Below are 17132 nucleotides of genomic sequence, written 5' to 3'. Positions count from 1 at the left end.
CCTCTGTGTGCTAACCGTGATTGAGTATGGTCGGTATTAACGGCAATAGCCTTCGCCGGTGGCGACGATCAGGCAGTCTTTTTTGTCCGCCAGCCATTTCAGCCCGGTCGCTTCTCCGTCGCCGGCGCGTAGGAGTTGTGGGCCGTCCGGACGGGTGAAGGCGATGCCGTCTTCGGCCGCTTCACCCTTGAAGGTGCCCGAGTCGTCGGCGTCGAGGCCGTATTGCATGGTCAGGAGGTAATGGCCACGGCCGATGCTGTCGTCCTTGGCGATGGTCAGGTGCAGGCCTTCGACGCCGATCCATTTGCCGACCCATTTATCCGTGGGCGGGGTTTCGGGTACCAGGGTGGCCTGCACGGAAGGCGGTGCGGGTTTGGGCGCTTGCTTGGACGCCTGGTCGCAGGCGGTCAGCAGGGCAAGGGCAGAAAGAACAAAAAGAATTTTTTTCATCGCGGCAAGGCCTTGGTTAAAAAGTATGCAATGCGCAGGCTAAGGTGCTGCGTTGGACTCGAATCCAGTGATTTAGTGCGCTGTTCGCCCGCTGTTTGGTTATGCTCTTGGGGCAGGCGCCAGCCCGGCTGCTAGATTACCGGGTTGAGCGCTGCTTCGTTCAGTGCTCAGCGTTCCGCTCGCCACGCAAGAGAATTCCATGACTGTCAGCACCCCCTATCCGGCGTCAACCATCCCTTCAAAGGCATTTTGCTGATCGTGTTGGCGACATTCCTGTTCTCCAGCCACGATGCCTTGTCCAAATACCTGGCCGGGTTCTACCCGATCGTGATGGTGGTGTGGGCGCGCTACGTGGTGCATACCTTGCTGATGGCCGGGATTTTCCTGCCGCAATCGGGTTTGCGGGTGCTGCGCAGTAAGCGACCGGGGATGCAGGTGGTGCGGGCCTTGTGCCTGTTGGGCACCAGCCTGTTTTTCACCACGGCGCTGCATTACATCCCATTGGCGGAAGCCACGGCGGTGAACTTCCTCGCGCCGATCCTGGTGACTGCACTGTCGGTACCGCTGCTCGGCGAGCACGTGACACGCGGCCAATGGCTGGCGGTAATCTGCGGTTTCGTCGGCGTGCTGGTGATCATTCACCCAGGCGGTGAGTTGTTTACGCCGGCGGTGTTGCTGCCGCTGTGTTCCGCGCTGTTCTTCTGCTTCTACCAACTGCTTACGCGCATCCTCAGCCAATACGACACGCCCACCACCAGCAACTTCTTCGCCGGGCTGTGCAATACCTTGGTGATGAGTGCGATGGTGCCGTTCTTCTGGCAGGTGCCCACGCTGTGGCACGGGGTGCTGATGCTGGCGCTGGGCACCTGTGGGATGACTGCCCACTTGATGCTGACCCAGGCGTTCCGCTTTGCCGCACCGGCCTTGCTGGCGCCGTTCGGCTATTGCCAGATCGTCTTCGCGGGGTTGTTGGGCTGGCTGGTGTTCAACCATACCCCCGATGTGACCACGGTGGTCGGCATCGGGGTGATCTGCATGAGCGGTCTGGCCGCTGCCTGGCAGCAGCGGCGCAGGTGATCAGGCGTCTACGGTCGGAATCTTGCGCGGTGCCATGAAGTACATCCAGGTCAGCGCAATGAAGTACATCGCCGGGATCAGGGTGAACAACACGGTGTAGTTGTTGTTGGTGACGGTGAGGATGTGGCCGACGATCTGGGTCATGAACATGCCGCCGATGGCCGCGCACATGCCGCCGAAACCGAACACCGTGCTCATCATGTGCTTGGGCGTGTAGTCCATCACCAGGCTCCAGATGTTGGCGGTCCACGCCTGGTGCGCACCGATGGCCAGGGAAATGGCAAACACCGCAACCCATAGCTGGCTTGAGCCGGCGGCCATGATCACGCCGACGATGCAGCAGGCAAACAGCAACATCGATAGCAACCGCGCCTTGATCGAGTTCATCCCACGGCCGATCAGGAACGACGACAGAATCCCCCCGCCCACACTGCCGAAGTCGGCAGTCAGATAGATGATGATCAGCGGGATACCCATCTGGGTCACGTTGATGCCCAGGTTGTATTGCTGGTTCAGGAACGGCGGCAGCCAATACAGGTAGAACCAGAACACCGGTGCGGTGAGTGCATAGGCGATGGCGAAGGCCCAGGTGCCGCGCATGCGCAGGATGCGGCTGAAGGGGACGCCGGGTTGTTCCGGTTCGATTTGCTGTTGCACGTAGTCCAGTTCGGATTGTTTAACGCTCGGATGGTCTTCCGGGTTGTAGTACTTCAAGCCCCAGAACACCAGCCAGATCGCGCCCAGCGATGCCATGCACAGGAACGCCGCCTGCCAGCCCCACACATGCAGGATCAGCGGCAGCAGCATTGGCGTCATCATCGCGCCGACGTTGGTACCGGCGTTGAAGATACCGGTGGCCACCGCACGCTCACCGGCGGGGAACCACAGGCGCGTGGTCTTCACGCAGGCCGGGTAGTTGGCGGCTTCGGTCAGCCCGAGGATAAAGCGGCAGACCATAAAGCCGACCGCCGAAGTGGCCAGTCCATGGGCACCGGTGGCCAGGCTCCACAGCAGTACGGCGCAGAAGAACACGCGCTTGACGCCCACGCGGTCGATCAGGCGGCCTTGCAGCACAAAACCGACGGCGTAGCCGACCTGGAACCAGAAGTTGATATTGGCGTAGTCCATCGCCGTCCAGCTCATTTCCTTGGCCAGGATCGGTTGCATCACGCCCAGGGCGGCGCGGTCGATGTAGTTGAGGGTGGTGGCAAAGAACACCAGGGCCAGCATGCCCCAGCGGGTTTTACCCACGGCGAGGGCGCCGCGGATCTTGTCGCCGATGCCGGCGTGCGGGGTGCCCGGGCGCGCGGCCAGGGCGGAGTTTTGCGAAGGCATGTGGTTGTACCCGTTTTTTGAAATTTTTATGAGGTGTTGTGGGTCTTCTTTTGGGTGTCGCTGCGTGATTGATGGTGCGCAGTGGCTAAAAAATCGTCAATTCGCCAAAGAGGCTTAGTGTTCGATAATCGCACCAAAAACTAACCGGTTCGTACATTTTAATTGCTGCGGGTAGTCTGGGGGCGAATAATTTGCCACAAACAACAATTGCCGGGAGTCGCCCATGCAACGTTCCATCGCCACCGTGTCCTTGAGCGGTACCCTGCCGGAAAAGCTCGAAGCCATTGCTGCCGCCGGGTTCGATGGGGTCGAGATCTTCGAAAACGACTTGTTGTATTACGACGGTAGCCCCCGTGAGGTCAGGCAGATGTGCGCCGACCTCGGCATCGCCATCACCTTGTTCCAGCCGTTTCGCGACTTTGAAGGCTGCCGCCGCGATCGCCTGGCGCGCAACCTGGAGCGCGCCGAGCGCAAGTTCGACCTGATGCAGGAACTGGGCACCGACCTGGTGCTGGTGTGCAGCAATGCCTCGGCCGATTGCGTCGGGGATGAACGCATCCTGCTCGACGACCTCAGCCTGTTGGCCGAACACGCCGGCCGTCGCGGCTTGCGCATTGGCTATGAAGCGTTGGCCTGGGGCAAGCATGTGAACACCTGGCAGCAGGTGTGGAACCTGGTGCGCCAGGTCGATCACCCGAGCCTTGGGGTGTTGCTCGACAGCTTCCACACGCTGTCGCTCAAGGGCGATCCGAGCGCCATCGCGCAGATCCCCGGCGACAAGATCTTCTTCGTGCAGATGGCCGACGCGCCGATCCTGGCCATGGATGTGCTGGAGTGGAGCCGGCATTTTCGCTGCTTCCCCGGCCAGGGTGAATTCGACCTGGCGGGGTTCCTCGCGCCGATCATCAAGAGCGGCTACACCGGGCCGTTGTCCCTGGAAATTTTCAACGATGGCTTCCGCGCCGCGCCAACCCGTGCGAATGCGGCAGATGGCCTGCGCTCCCTGCTGTACCTGGAAGAGAAAACCCGCGAGCGCCTGCAACAGGAGGCGCCCGCGCAACCTGTCGAGATTCTGTTTGATACCCCGGCGGCCAGCGAGTACGACGGTATCGAGTTCCTCGAATTCGCCGTGGATGAAAACCTCGGCGCCAAGCTCACCCATTGGCTGGAACGCCTGGGTTTCGTCAAGGCCGGCCAGCACCGCTCCAAGAGCGTGAGCCTGCTGCGCCAGGGTGACATCAACCTGATCCTCAACTGCGAACCCTATTCCTTTGCGCATAACTTTTTCGAGGCCCATGGGCCATCGTTGTGCGCCACGGCGATTCGGGTCAAGGACAGCGCCAAGGCCCTGGAACGGGCGGTGGCCTACAAAGGCCAGCCCTACCGCGGCCTGGTCGGGCCCAATGAGCTGGAGCTGGCAGCAGTACGTGCGCCGGACGGCAGCCTGATTTACCTGGTTGATCAGAGTGAGGGCGGGATCTACGACACCGATTTCAATCTGCAAGCGTCCAGCGCTGCCGGCGGTGGTTTGCTGCGCATCGACCATATGGCCATGGCCTTGCCGGCCGACAGCCTCGACAGCTGGGTGCTGTTCTACAAGAGCCTGTTGGATTTCGAAGCCGATGACGAAGTGGTGCTGCCCGACCCCTACGGCCTGGTGAAAAGCCGTGCGCTGCGCAGCCGTTGCAGCTCGATTCGCTTACCGCTGAATATTTCTGAGAACCGCAACACCGCGATTTCCCACGCGTTGTCGAGCTATCGCGGCTCGGGTGTGCATCACATTGCCTTTGACTGCGTGGATATTTTTGCCGAAGTGCGCCGTGCCAAGGAGGCCGGGGTGCCGCTGCTGGATATTCCGCTCAACTACTACGATGACCTGGCCGCGCGCTTTGATTTCGATGATGAGTTCCTCAGCGAACTGGCGTACTACAACGTGTTGTACGACCGTGACGCCCAGGGCGGTGAGTTGTTTCATGTGTACACCGAGCCCTTCGAAGGACGGTTTTTCTTCGAGATCATCCAACGCAAGAACGGTTACGCCGGCTACGGCGCGGCCAACGTGGCGGTGCGCCTGGCGGCGATGGCCAAATCCCGCAGCGGCGCGGTGCGCCAGGCGCGTTTATAACGGTGGGCCTGGTGCTTCCTTCGTAAGACGCCTCGGCCCATAATCGCGGCCTGCACAACAAAAATGGCCGTGAGCGCACCATGACCTCAAGTCCCGAACTCCCCGCGGTGTCCGACGCACCGCGCAAGAGTCGTAAGAACAACCCGGAAAAGACCCGCGAGAACATTCTCCAGGAAGCCATCGTCGAGTTTGTTCAGCAGGGCCTGTCCGGCGCTCGCGTGGATGCCATCGCCGAGCGCATCCATACCTCCAAACGCATGATCTATTACTACTTCGGCAGCAAGGAGCAGTTGTACGTCGAGGTGCTGGAGAAGCTCTACGGCGATATTCGCAACACCGAAACGCGGATGAACCTCACCGCCCTTGAACCGCGTGAGGCGATCCGGCGGCTGGTGGAGTTCACCTTCGATCACCACGATCAGAACGTCGATTTCGTGCGTATCGTCAGCATCGAAAACATCCACAATGCCGAGTACGTGAAACGCACCGAAACCATCAAGGCGATGAACAGCAAAATCCTCGAGGGGCTGGGCGTGACCTTGCGCCGGGGCGCCGAGATGGGGCTGTTCCGTGAAGGGCTGGAACCGTTGGACGTGCACCTGCTGATCAACTCATTCAGCTTTTACCGGGTGTCCAACCGCCATACGTTCAGTGAGATCTTTCAGATCGACCTGTCGGATGAGGCGGTTAAACAACGGCATCGCGAGATGATTTGCGAATCGGTGCTGCGCTACCTGCAGGCCTGAATCCACCGCCTATGTGGGAGGGCGCTTGGCCCCCTCCCACATTTCAGCTGTTCATGCTCTTGAAGTGCGCGAGCATCCGCTGCGCATCCGGCACCTCGCCGCTGAACAACTCAAACGCCTTTACCGCCTGGAACACCGCCATGTTGCCGCCATCCAGGGTGCGGCAGCCCAAGGCGCGGGCATCGCGCAGCAGTTCGGTTTCCAGCGGGAAATACACAATTTCAGCCACCCACAGTTCGGCTCTCAGCAGAGCCGCGGGCACCGGCGTGCCGGGCAGCTTGGCCATGCCCATGGGCGTGGTGTTGACCAGGCCATCGGCCTCGGCCATGGCGTTCTCCAGGTGGGTGCCGACCTGGGCGCGACCGGCGCCGAAACGCTGGGCGAGGTTATCCACAAGGTCGCGGGCGCGGCTGGGGTCCACGTCGAAAACGCTCAACTGTTCCACACCTTCGGCCAGCAGTGCATGCGCCACTGCGGCACCGGCGCCACCCGCGCCCATCTGCACCACGCGTTGGCGCGGCACATCGTTGAGGTTGCGGCGAAAGCCTTCGGCAAATCCCAGGCAGTCGGTGTTATGGCCGATGCGCTTGCCGTCCTTGAACACCACGGTGTTCACTGCTCCGATGCCTCGGGCCTCGTCGGACAAATCATCGAGCAACGGCAGGATTGCCTGCTTGCACGGGTAGGTAATGTTCAACCCGGTGAAGTGCATCAACTCGGCGGCGTCCAGCAGGTCGGGCAGGGCGTTGATGTCCAAGTGCAGGGGCTCGAGATCGATCAGGCGATACAGGTAGCGCAAGCCTTGGGCGTCGCCTTCCTGCTCATGCAAGGCGGGGGTGCGGGAGGCCTGGATGCCGGCGCCGATCAGGCCGGCGAGGATGCGCGGTTTCATCGGGCCGACCCCTTCAACAACTGGCTGAAATGTTCCAGGGCCAAGTGGTAGCCATGGCTGCCAAAGCCCGCGAGCACCGCCTTGGCGATGGGCGACACAAACGAGTGATGCCGAAACGCCTCGCGCGCATGCACGTTGGATAAGTGCACCTCGATCACCGGCACTTCACTGGCCACCAAGGCGTCGCGAATCGCCACCGAGGTGTGGGTCCAGGCTGCCGGGTTGATCACGATACCGGCGCAGCGGGCGCGGGCGCCGTGGATCCAGTCGAGCAGTTCGCCTTCGTGGTTGGTCTGGCGGAATTCGATTTTAAGCCCCAGTTGTTCAGCGCTGCGGCCGCACAGGGCAGCGACGTCGGCCAGGGTTTCATGGCCGTAGGTGGCGGGTTCGCGGGTGCCGAGCAGGTTGAGGTTGGGGCCGTTGAGCACCAGCACGATGGGCGGCATACGGGGGATCTCCACAGTTCTTGTTGGTTGTGGGGATAAAATGTACTGGTTAGTTAATTTGGTCAATTGATGACGGCAGATGTGTTCGATTACCGAACTGTTAATCAGACATGTCCGGCGCTCGAATCAGATTAGATATCAATTGAAAATCATTCTCGACAACGCTTAAGATGCCCGCCTGTTTCCTTTACATTCCAGGGAGTCGGTTTGTCGGACGTGGATCTCAAAGGCCTGTTTCTCAAGCACGCCGATACCCTGCGCGGGTATCTGGCGCGCAAGGTACGGGACCCGCAGTTGGCGGCCGACCTGGTGCAGGAGAGCTTCCTGCGCCTGGCGGAAAAACCCGCCGGCGAGCGTATCGACAACTCCCAGGGCTATCTCTATCGAACGGCGAGCAATCTGCTGATCGACCATATTCGCCAGGAAGCGCGGCGCAAGACAGACTCCGTGCCCCATGAGGCGCTGGCCGAGATTGAAGATGAAGTGGCCGGGTTGGAGGCTCAGGCAATGGCGCAGCAACAGCGACAGGCATTGAAGCAGGCGTTGGCGGAATTGCCGGAACGCACCCAGCAGATCTTCCGTCTGAACCGTATAGAGGGCATGACCCACGCCCAGGTTGCCCGGCATTTGGATATCTCCGACAGCTCCGTGCAAAAGCACCTGGCCAAGGCGCTGGCGTATGTGATGCAGCGCTTGCAGGACGGCGAGGTGGAGCCAGCCGACGAATGAATTACGGAAAAACCTCAGCTCAGACGTCACAGCGTCATATAACGAAAAATTCGAGATTCACACGTGAATAGCCAGGGTCCGCAACAGCACAGCATTACCGAGGAGGCCGCCGAGTGGGCGGTGCGCCTGCACGCCGGTGCCCTGACCGACCAGGAGCAGGCCGAACTGCGCCAGTGGATCGCCTGCGACAGCCGCCACGAAGCGGCGCTGCGCTTTGCCGAACAGACCTGGGCGGCGTTGGGCGAGGTGCATAAGGACGAGAGCGTTCACCGCCAGCGCCCTGCGACCGCAGCGCTGCCTGTGCGTCGCTCCCTGCGGCGCAGGCCCTGGCAGCGTGCGGCGGCGGTCGCGCTGGTCGTGGTGGCGGCCGGCGTCGGCTGGCTGCGCGGGCCGGACGCCTGGCTGCGCATGCAGGCCGACTATGTCACCCAAAAGGGCGAGGTACGCACCGTGCACTTGGCCGATGGCAGTACGGTGGAGCTGGATTCCGCCAGTGCCATCCGCCTGGATTACGACGGCGTGCAGCGGCGTATCAGCCTGATCCAGGGCTCGGCGATTTTTGATGTGGCGCCGATGGTGGGTCAAGAGACCCGTCCGTTCGTGGTGCAGAGCGCCGGCGGGCAGACACGGGCGTTGGGCACGCGGTTTGTGGTGGAGCGCGAGGCCGAACGCCGGGCGTGGGTGGGCGTGTTGCAGCACAGCGTCGAAGTGTCTTTGCACGCCTCGCCGAAAAAAGGCCCGAGCGATCGGGTGCTCCAGGAGGGCCAGGCTGCGCGCTACAACGCCCAGGAGGGCGTGGTGCCCCTGGATCAATTTGATGTAGACCGTGCCACCAGTTGGCGACGCGGCGTGCTGATCTTTGATCGCCAGCCCCTGGCCAAGGTTATTGAGCAGCTCAATCGCTACCGTCCGGGGCGGGTGGTGTTGACCCATTCCGATTTGGGCGAGCGCGAAGTCAGCGGCGTCTTCCGTCTCGACATGCTCGACAGCGCCCTCGGAACGCTCACCCAGGAACTTCAAGTGCAACGCTTGGACCTGGCAGGCCTCAGCCTGATCTATTGATGACCCGGTGGGAGGCCTGCTCTCACCCGCTTAAACCCCCCCCTGCGCAAAAACTTTTTAAAAAACCTTACTGACTTCCTGCGCCTCGTACGTCTTGCTAGGTGAGAAGCATTCGCATAAACAAACATACGATCAGCGCAGGGAAACCAGAAATGTCAGCACTCACCAAGGGGCGTATCACCGGTAGCCGGTTAGCCCTGGCCATCCACTTGGGTCTGTTCGCCGCGGCCGCTCCCGTGTATGCGGTGCAACCTCAGGTGGACGCTGCCCAGTCGGCGGTGCGGGTGTTCGATGTCCCGGCGCAATCCTTGGGCAGTGCCGTATTGGCCTTTGCCGACCAGGCCGGTCTGCAGGTGCTATTTGACAGCCCGCGCCTGCAAGGCTTGCGCAGCACCGCGCTCAAAGGCAGCTTCAGCGTGCAGGAAGGGCTTGGCCGTTTGCTCGGTGCCACGCCGGTGGAGTACCGCTTTACCGGTGAGCGCCAGGTCACCCTCAACCGTGTCAGTGACGACCCCGACGGCACCATGACCGTGGGCACCACCACCATCACCGGCAACACCAACGGCCAGGCCAGCGACTGGGTGTACCAGACCCCAAAGTCCGTGGCGGTGATCAGCCGCGACATGATCGATAAACGTCCGCCCCGTCACGCCGCCGACATGCTCGAAGAAACCGCCGGCGTCTACACCGCCGTCAACCAGCGCGACCCTGGCCTGTCGGTGAATATTCGCGGTGTGCAGGACTATGGCCGGGTGAACATGAACATCGACGGCATGCGCCAGAACTTCAACGTCAACGGCCACCAACAGCGCAACGGCACCATGCTGATCGACCCGGAGTTCATCTCCAGCATCGAGATCGACAAAGGCAGCCAGTCGGGGCAGGGCGGTGCGGCCGTACTGGGCGGCATTGCTTCGTTCAAGACCCTGGATGCCAGTGAGTTCCTCAAGGACGGCAAGGACTACGGCGGCCGCCTTCGCGCCGGCAGCGGCATTGGTGAGCTGGGTAACGGCACCGACTTCAACGGCAGTGGCGTGTTTGCCTTTGGTGATGAGCGCGGTGATGTCGTGCTGGGCTACAGCGAGCGGCATTTCGGTAACTACCGCGCCGGCAGGCACAACGACGACAACCTGGGCACCAACCTGCGCGCCAGGTCATCTGCCCCTGCGGCCTTCGACGACTGGTTGAACAGCGAAGTCGGCGACACCGGCAGCGTGACCCGCTCGCAGATCGTCAAGTTCGGCCTGAACCTGCCCAACGACCAGCGCGTGCAGTTGAGCTACCTGGAAACCGACACCGACAGTAACGATGCCTGGGGCTATATCGCCAACGACCTTCAGAGCACCTACTACGTACGCACCAGCAAAAACAACCTCAACGCCAAAAACGTCGCGCTGGACTACAGCTACAGCCCGGATAACCCGCTGATCGATCTCAAGGCCAAGCTCTATTACGTCACCACCCAGATGGATCGCAGCAACGCTCCCAACCTGTCGTCGCCAGGTACCGGTAACTACGTCGGCGCCTATACCGATCACTTTCAGACCGACACCTGGGGCCTGCAGGGGGACAACACCTCACGGTTCGATTTCGGCGAACAGGGGCATGTCACCTGGAACTACGGGGTGGAGCTGTATCAGGACGAGTTCAAGCCCCGCACCAACAAAGTTGAAGCCACCAACAACCTGGGCTTGTTGCCTTACGCAGAGGGCAGCACGCCAGGGGGCAAACGCACCATCGCCAGCCTGTTCAACAACGCGCAGTACGAATATGGCGGCTGGCTGACCCTGGATGCGGGCTTGCGTTATGACCGCTATCGGCTCGAAGGCGAAACCGGCATGACCCTGTACCGGCGTGATCGCTTCTACAACAGCCTTGTCGGTGCCAGGCGTGTCTCGGAAGTGATCGAGGTCGACCGTGAGGAAGGCCAGTTTTCCCCCACCTTCGGTCTTGCGGTGAAGCCGGGCGTGGACTGGCTGCAACTCTATACCCGGTGGGGCAAGGGCTGGCGGCCACCGGCGGTGACCGAAACCTTCATGACCGGCCGGCCCCACGGTGGCGGTTCGGGAGAGCGCGTATTTCCCAACCCCTACCTCAAGCCTGAAGAATCACGGGATTGGGAAGTGGGCATGAATGTCTTCAAGGAAGGCTTGTTTTTCAGTGACGATCGCCTCGGCATGAAGGTGGCGTACTTCGATACCCGGATCGAAAATTTCTCTTTCCTCAACACCAGCGTCAGCTTGCCGGAAACCCAGGTGGGTGGATTTCTCGGGACCATGGCTTACGTCAATAACACCAACCCGACGCGTTTTCGCGGGGTCGAATACCAGCTCAATTACGACATGGGGCGCGCGTACGCCAACCTCAGCTACACCCACATGATCGGCAGCAATGAGTTCTGCTCGAAGAACTATTACATGGGCGGTGCCAAGACCACCGGGCCAAGGACTACTCGCCTGGAGCGTTTCACCCTGCCGGATGGGCGCATCAGCATACGGCCGGTCACCACCTATGAAGTGTTGGATGACGACGTCGCCAACAACAAGGAAAGCTGCGGGCGAATCATGGGGAACGCCACGTACATGCCAGCCGATCGCGGCTCGCTGACCCTGGGTGCACGCTTCCTGGAAAAACGCCTGGATACGGGGGTGCGTGTGCGCTACAGCTCGGGCAACGGCGAAAACCTCAATCAGCAGGGCTACGAGCTGATGGATCAGGCGATGTGGCCCAAGTACACGCTCTACGACCTGTACGCCAGTTACTGGATGACGGATCAACTGAACATTGCACTGGCGTTGGAAAACGCCACCGATGAAGCCTATTTCGTCGCCATGGGCGACGCCAACAACCTCAGTCTGGCGCGCGGGCGAACCCTGAGCGGCATGTTGGAATACAAATTCTGATCAGCGTGCGCAGGCACTTGATCAACGATTTTGCCCATGGGTGGGCAAAAAGGCGCGCCGCACCGGCGTGCTCATCAACAACGTTGTTTAACGAGGTTTAGCGATGACTATTTCTGTTAGCTACGATTCGGGCCTGGGTTCTCTGTCGGTATCGGACTACCTGAGCTCCTGGGCAGTGGGGTTCAACACCGCAGGGCACGGCACCAGCAACACCGGCGGCTTCAGCAACGGCACCCTCAGCGGCGACCAGTATTCGACCCACGGCGCCAACAACTCCGAGTACGCGTTCATCGCCGACAGCGACACCAGCAATGGCCTGCACTATGTATTCAACCCGTCGTTGCCCGCCAGCAGCAACCTGAACCACTACCTGTGGGGCGACCTGGATAACGTGCAACTGGGCACAGGCCTGGGCGGCGGCAATGGCAGCGACTTCTCCCTGAGCGACTTCAAGGTCGCGTTCAACGGCCTCGACCTGAGCGCCGCCGAGGGCGCCGGCCGAGCTGGCAACGACGTACAGAGCGTGATCTACGGTTTGATGCAGGGCAACACCGCCGCGCTGGAAACCGTGCTCAACAACCTGCTCGACGACTTCGGCCTGTCCACTGCCAGCACCTTCGACGAAGTGTCGGCGGGCCTGGCGGCACACGCCAGCGCAGTGTCCACCGATGTTGCCCTGGTGGGCGTGCAGGACGTGGCACAGGACTGGGCACTCGCTGCCTGAACCTGCTGCCGCCTGAAAAAAGCGAATGGAAGATCGCTCTCCCATTCGCCGTATTACACCGCCGTCGCCCAAGCCTTCTAACTCTTCCGGCGACGGCGGTGCCGAATTCTGCGCAGCGTCGTATTGGCTGTCAACGCGGCGACGCTGCACGTTCAACCCCACGAGAATCCCAGATGCGCCACGTCGGCAACGAAACCCTGGCCGCCCTCACGGCCTACAAAAGTGGCTTCTTCAACATCGGCCTGTTCTCGGCGGTGATCAACCTGCTGATGCTGGCTCCGGCGCTGTACATGCTGCAGGTATATGACCGGGTGCTGGCCTCGGGTAATCAGATGACCCTGTTGATGCTGACGCTGATGATCCTCGGCCTGTTCGGCCTGATGGGCGCGTTGGAGTGGGTGCGCAGCCAGGTGGTGATCCGCCTCGGCACGCAGATGGACATGCGCCTGAACCAGCGAGTCTATGACGCCGCGTTCGAAGCGCAACTCAAGGGCGGCACCCAGGCGGCAGGCCAGGCGTTGCATGACCTGACCACCTTGCGCCAGTTCGCCACCGGCCAGGCGCTGTTCGCGTTTTTCGATGCGCCGTGGTTTACGGTGTATCTGCTGGTGATCTTCCTGTTCCACCCCTGGCTTGGCCTGCTGGCGCTGGGCGGCGCGGCGATACTGATCGCGTTGGCGTGGATCAACCACCATGTCAGCCAGGCGCCGATGGCCGAGGCCAGCCAACTGTCCATCCACGCCAGCCAGCAGGCCACGGCCAACCTGCGCAATGCCGACAGCATCGAAGCCATGGGCATGCTCGCCACCTTGCGCGGGCGTTGGTTCAACCAGCACCAGGCGTTCCTCGCCCAGCAAAACCTGGCCAGTGAAAAGACCGCCGCCGTCACCGCCTGGTCCAAGGGCGTACGCCTGGCCTTGCAATCGCTGGTCCTCGGCCTGGGCGCGTTGCTGGCGGTGCAGGGCGACATCACGCCGGGTATGATGATTGCCGGCTCGATCCTGATGGGGCGGGTGCTGAGCCCCATCGACCAACTGATCGGCGTCTGGAAACAATGGGGCTCGGCGCGCCTGGCGTACGAGCGGCTGTCGCAGCTGCTGGCGGCCAACCCGGCGCGACCGCCGCGCATGAACCTGCCGGTGCCCAAGGGCCAGTTGAGCGTCGAGCACATCAGCGCCTGCGCCCCCGGCAGCCGTCGTCCGGCACTGGTGAACCTGGGGTTTAACCTGCCCGCGGGGGATGTGCTCGGCGTGATCGGGCCTTCCGGCTGCGGCAAATCCACCCTGGCGCGGGTGCTGGTGGGCGCCTGGGCACCACTGGCCGGCAAGGTGCGGCTGGACGGCGCCGACCTGGCCCAGTGGGACAAACAGCAACTCGGCCCGCACATCGGCTACCTGCCCCAGGACATTCAATTGTTCGCCGGTAGCATCGCCGACAACATCGCACGGTTTGCCGAGCTGGATACCGACAACGTCCTCGCCGCCGCGCAAATGGCCGGCGTACATGAACTGATCCTGCAACTGCCCCAAGGCTATGACACGCAGTTGGGGGAGGGCGGTGCGGGGTTGTCCGGTGGGCAAAAGCAACGCGTGGCCCTGGCCCGTGCGCTGTACGGCCTGCCGGCGTTGATCGTGCTGGATGAGCCCAACGCCAACCTCGACGAAGTGGGCGAGCAGGCGCTACTCCAGGCCATCACCCAGCTTAAGCAGCAGCGCCGCACGGTGATCCTGATTACCCACAAAGCCAATGTGCTGAGCCTGACCGACCAGTTGCTGATCCTCAAGGACGGCCAGTTGCAGGCCTTTGGTCCGACGGCGCGGGTGCTGGAGGCACGGCAGAAACCGGCAGCCTCCAAACCGGTGTCGACCCTGAGCATGAGCTACCGCCTCGGCGAAGGAAAACAGGCATGAGCATGAGTAAGCCGGTGCTGGTCAGCGACCGCCCTCACACGGTGTTGGCGCTGGATGACAAAAAATATTCGCGCCTGGGCTGGTTGTTGGTGCTCGGCGGCTTTGCCGGATTTATCGGCTGGGCCGCGCTGGCTCCGCTGGACAAGGGCGTGGCGGTGTCGGGCAAGGTCATGGTCTCTGGCCATCGCAAGACCGTGCAGCATCCTGCCGGGGGCATCGTCGAGCGTATCGAGGTGCGTGACGGTGATGTGGTCAACGCCGGCCAGGTGCTGCTGCGCTTGAAGGAGACGCCCTTGCGCGGGCAGATGCAGTCGCTGCGCAGCCAGTACCTGGCGTCCCTGGCCAGTGAGGCGCGCTTGAGTGCGGAAAGCGAAGGGCTGCCCGCCATCACCTTCGGTCCTGAATTGCTCAACGAGCCGGAGGCGGCCAACACCCTGAACCTGCAACGACAACTGTTCACCAGCCGCGCCCAGGCGCTGGCCACCGAGCAGCAAGGCCTGCGCGAAACCATCGCCGGCGCCGAGGCGCAGTTGCGCGGCACGCGGGATTCCCAGGCGAGCAAGCTGCAGCAACGCGCGGCGTTGAATGAGCAACTGCAAGGGCTGCGCGAGTTGGCGCGCGATGGCTATATCCCGCGCAATCGCCTGCTCGACAGCGAGCGCCTGTACGCCCAGGTCGACGGCGCGATTGCCGAAGACTACGGGCGCATCGGCCAGTTGCAGCGTCAGGTTCTGGAACTGCGCCTGCGGATCCGCCAGCTCGGCGAAGACTTCCAGAAAGACCTGCGCGGCCAGTTGGCCGAGACCCGCACCCGCAGCTATGACCTGCGCAACCGGCTGGCGTCGGCCGAGTTCGAACTGGCCAACAGCCTGGTGCGGGCGCCGGCCTCGGGGGTGGTGGTCGGGTTGGAGGTGTACACCGAAGGCGGCGTGATCAAGCCCGGCCAGGCCCTGATGGACATCGTGCCCCAGGGCGAAGCGTTGTGGGTGGAAGCGCGGGTGCCGGTGCAAATGATCGACAAGGTGCATCCGGGCCTACCGGTGGAGTTGCTGTTCTCGGCCTTCAACCAGGCCACCACCCCACGGGTGGCCGGTGAGGTGACGCTGGTCTCCGCCGACCGCCAGGTCGATGAGCGCACCGACGAGCCTTATTACACCGTGCGCGCCCAGGTCAGTGCGGCGGGCATGCAACAACTGGACGGCGTGCGGATTCGTCCGGGCATGCCGGTGGAAACCTTCATCAAGACCGGTGAGCGTTCGATGCTCAACTACCTGTTCAAACCCTTGCTGGACCGTACCCACATGGCCCTGGTGGAAGAATGAAGGCGCTGTTTTTGACCCTGTGCCTGAGCGTTACACCGGCGGCACATGCCTTGGGTTTGCTCGACGCCTACGACCTCGCCCTGCGCAATGACCCGACCTTCCAGGCCGCCATCCAGGAACGCGAGGCCGGTGAAGAGAACCGCGTGATCGGCCGAGCGGCGTTATTGCCGAACCTGTCCTGGAGCTATAACAACTCGCGCAACGAATCCGAAGTTACCCAAAGCACCGCCGTTGGCGATGTCACCAGCGACCGTGATTACCGCAGCTACGCCTCGACCCTGACCTTGCAGCAACCGTTGCTGGACTACGAAGCCTATGCGCGCTTTCGTCAAGGCACGGCCCAGGCGTTGATGGCCGATGAGCGTTTTCGCGGCAAGAGTCAGGAGTTGGCCGTGCGCGTGCTCAGTGCCTACAGCCAGGCGCTGCTGGCGCAGGAACGCATCGAGTTGAGCCGTGCGCAGAAACGTGCGTATGCCGAACGCCTGCAACTCAATGATCGTCTGCTCAAAGGCGGTGAAGGCACGCGCACCGATGTACTCGAAACCCAGGCGCGCTTGAGCCTGGCCCAGGCGGAGGAAATCGAGTCGCTGGACGCCCAGGACAGCGCCTTGCGCGAGCTGGAAGCGATTGTCGGCCAACCGTTGCAAATCGAAGCGCTGGCGCCCCTGGCCCGACAATTTGACATCCAACCCCTGGAGCCCAACCGCTTCGAAACCTGGCGCGAACTGGCCATGGCCAATAATCCAGAACTCAAGTCCCAGCACCACGCGCTGGACGTGGCCTCTTACGAAGTGGAGCGTAAACGCGCCGGCCACTTGCCCAAGGTCAGCCTGTACGCCAGCAGCCGCCAGACCAGCTCCGATTCGGAAAGCAGCTACAACCAGAAGTACGACACCAACAGCGTCGGTATCCAGGTCAGCCTGCCGTTGTTTGCCGGCGGCTCGGTGTCGGCCTCCACGCGCCAGGCGGCCAATCAACTATCCCAGGCCCAATACGAGCTGGACGCACACACCTCTGCGACGCTGGTGGAGCTGCGCAAGCAATTCAACCTCAATACCAGTGGCGCAGCGAAAGTGCGTGCCTACGAGATGGCCGTCAGCTCCGCCACCGCGCTGGTCATCGCCACCAAAAAGAGCGTCAGCGGCGGTGAGCGGGTCAACCTCGACGTGCTCGACGCCGAACAACAACTCTTCACTGCCCGCCGCGACCTGGCCAATGCGCGGCATGCGTATCTGCTGGCCAGGATTCAGTTGAAGTATTACGCGGGGTTGCTGAGCGAGCAGGACTTGCAGGCCTTGGCGGGGTACTTCCAGCCTTCGGCATGAGTGGTTACAACCCGGCATTCGCCGGGTTTTTTGTGGTTACTAATCTGTGAAACAGCTTCGGGAATAGGGAGCCGGTTGTCGGGTGG

The 17132-nt window shown here is 62.1% G+C and carries 14 protein-coding genes; 10 read left to right on the top strand and 4 right to left on the bottom strand.

The features are described 5' to 3' along the window. Nucleotides 1–36: 36 nt before the first annotated feature. Nucleotides 37–450 (bottom strand): membrane lipoprotein lipid attachment site-containing protein, encoded by a 414-nt coding sequence (locus NIBR502773_RS11335; protein WP_141156071.1) that lies wholly within the window; start codon nt 448–450, stop codon nt 37–39. Between the two features lie 258 nt (nt 451–708). Here NIBR502773_RS11335 and NIBR502773_RS11330 point away from each other — a divergent pair, with 258 nt between their 5' ends. Then, on the top strand, nt 709–1527 hold the full coding sequence (locus NIBR502773_RS11330) for a DMT family transporter (RefSeq protein ID WP_373682382.1): 819 nt from the start codon (nt 709–711) through the stop codon (nt 1525–1527). Here NIBR502773_RS11330 and NIBR502773_RS11325 read toward each other — a convergent pair whose 3' ends face one another. Further along, complete coding sequence (locus tag NIBR502773_RS11325; protein WP_141156070.1) at nt 1528–2862, bottom strand: MFS transporter; 1335 nt, start codon at nt 2860–2862, stop codon at nt 1528–1530. It lies immediately after the preceding gene. 223 nt (nt 2863–3085) lie between these two features. Here NIBR502773_RS11325 and quiC point away from each other — a divergent pair, with 223 nt between their 5' ends. Both quiC and NIBR502773_RS11315 read left to right on the top strand, forming a co-directional pair. Continuing rightward, nucleotides 3086–4987: a 3-dehydroshikimate dehydratase QuiC gene (gene quiC, locus NIBR502773_RS11320; RefSeq protein WP_141156069.1), complete on the top strand. Its 1902-nt coding sequence runs from the start codon at nt 3086–3088 to the stop codon at nt 4985–4987. Nucleotides 4988–5067: 80 nt separating this feature from the next. Further along, nucleotides 5068–5733: a TetR/AcrR family transcriptional regulator gene (locus NIBR502773_RS11315; RefSeq protein WP_027605289.1), complete on the top strand. Its 666-nt coding sequence runs from the start codon at nt 5068–5070 to the stop codon at nt 5731–5733. Nucleotides 5734–5776: 43 nt separating this feature from the next. On the opposite strand, the gene NIBR502773_RS11310 is transcribed toward NIBR502773_RS11315, so the two are convergent. Both NIBR502773_RS11310 and aroQ read right to left on the bottom strand, forming a co-directional pair. Then, nucleotides 5777–6625, bottom strand: coding sequence for a shikimate dehydrogenase (locus NIBR502773_RS11310; protein ID WP_115487544.1), 849 nt, complete (start codon nt 6623–6625; stop codon nt 5777–5779). After that, entirely contained in the window at nt 6622–7071 is a 450-nt protein-coding gene (gene aroQ, locus NIBR502773_RS11305) for a type II 3-dehydroquinate dehydratase (protein ID WP_010206717.1), read from the bottom strand. Before aroQ ends, NIBR502773_RS11310 begins: the two co-directional genes overlap by 4 nt. A 207-nt stretch (nt 7072–7278) precedes the next feature. On the opposite strand from aroQ, the gene NIBR502773_RS11300 reads away from it, so the two are divergent. From NIBR502773_RS11300 to NIBR502773_RS11270, 7 genes are all read left to right on the top strand, one after another. Continuing rightward, the gene (locus tag NIBR502773_RS11300) at nt 7279–7800 is read left to right on the top strand and encodes an RNA polymerase sigma factor (RefSeq protein WP_065925006.1); all 522 of its coding nucleotides are present in this window, start codon (nt 7279–7281) and stop codon (nt 7798–7800) included. A 63-nt stretch (nt 7801–7863) separates the two neighbouring features. Next, nucleotides 7864–8862, top strand: a complete 999-nt coding sequence (locus NIBR502773_RS11295; RefSeq protein ID WP_141156068.1) for a FecR family protein — start codon at nt 7864–7866, stop codon at nt 8860–8862. A 152-nt stretch (nt 8863–9014) separates the two neighbouring features. Next, nucleotides 9015–11765 carry a TonB-dependent receptor gene (locus NIBR502773_RS11290; RefSeq protein ID WP_141156067.1) on the top strand — a complete coding sequence of 917 codons (2751 nt, stop codon included), beginning with the start codon at nt 9015–9017 and terminating at the stop codon, nt 11763–11765. Nucleotides 11766–11868: 103 nt separating this feature from the next. Continuing rightward, nucleotides 11869–12489 (top strand): heme acquisition protein HasA, encoded by a 621-nt coding sequence (locus tag NIBR502773_RS11285; RefSeq protein WP_027605294.1) that lies wholly within the window; start codon nt 11869–11871, stop codon nt 12487–12489. Nucleotides 12490–12662: 173 nt separating this feature from the next. Further along, nucleotides 12663–14399 (top strand): type I secretion system permease/ATPase, encoded by a 1737-nt coding sequence (locus NIBR502773_RS11280; RefSeq protein WP_141156066.1) that lies wholly within the window; start codon nt 12663–12665, stop codon nt 14397–14399. Next, nucleotides 14396–15721: an HlyD family type I secretion periplasmic adaptor subunit gene (locus NIBR502773_RS11275; protein WP_141156065.1), complete on the top strand. Its 1326-nt coding sequence runs from the start codon at nt 14396–14398 to the stop codon at nt 15719–15721. Before NIBR502773_RS11280 ends, NIBR502773_RS11275 begins: the two co-directional genes overlap by 4 nt. After that, the gene (locus tag NIBR502773_RS11270; protein WP_141156064.1) at nt 15718–17046 is read left to right on the top strand and encodes a TolC family outer membrane protein; all 1329 of its coding nucleotides are present in this window, start codon (nt 15718–15720) and stop codon (nt 17044–17046) included. The genes NIBR502773_RS11275 and NIBR502773_RS11270 overlap by 4 nt, the downstream gene beginning before the upstream one ends. Nucleotides 17047–17132 lie beyond the last annotated feature (86 nt).

The sequence above is a fragment of the Pseudomonas sp. NIBRBAC000502773 genome (genome assembly GCF_006517195.1).
GTDB lineage: Bacteria > Pseudomonadota > Gammaproteobacteria > Pseudomonadales > Pseudomonadaceae > Aquipseudomonas > Aquipseudomonas marginalis.
The sequence above is the reverse complement of the archived record's forward strand: the minus strand, read 5'-3'. Positions and strand labels throughout refer to the sequence as shown.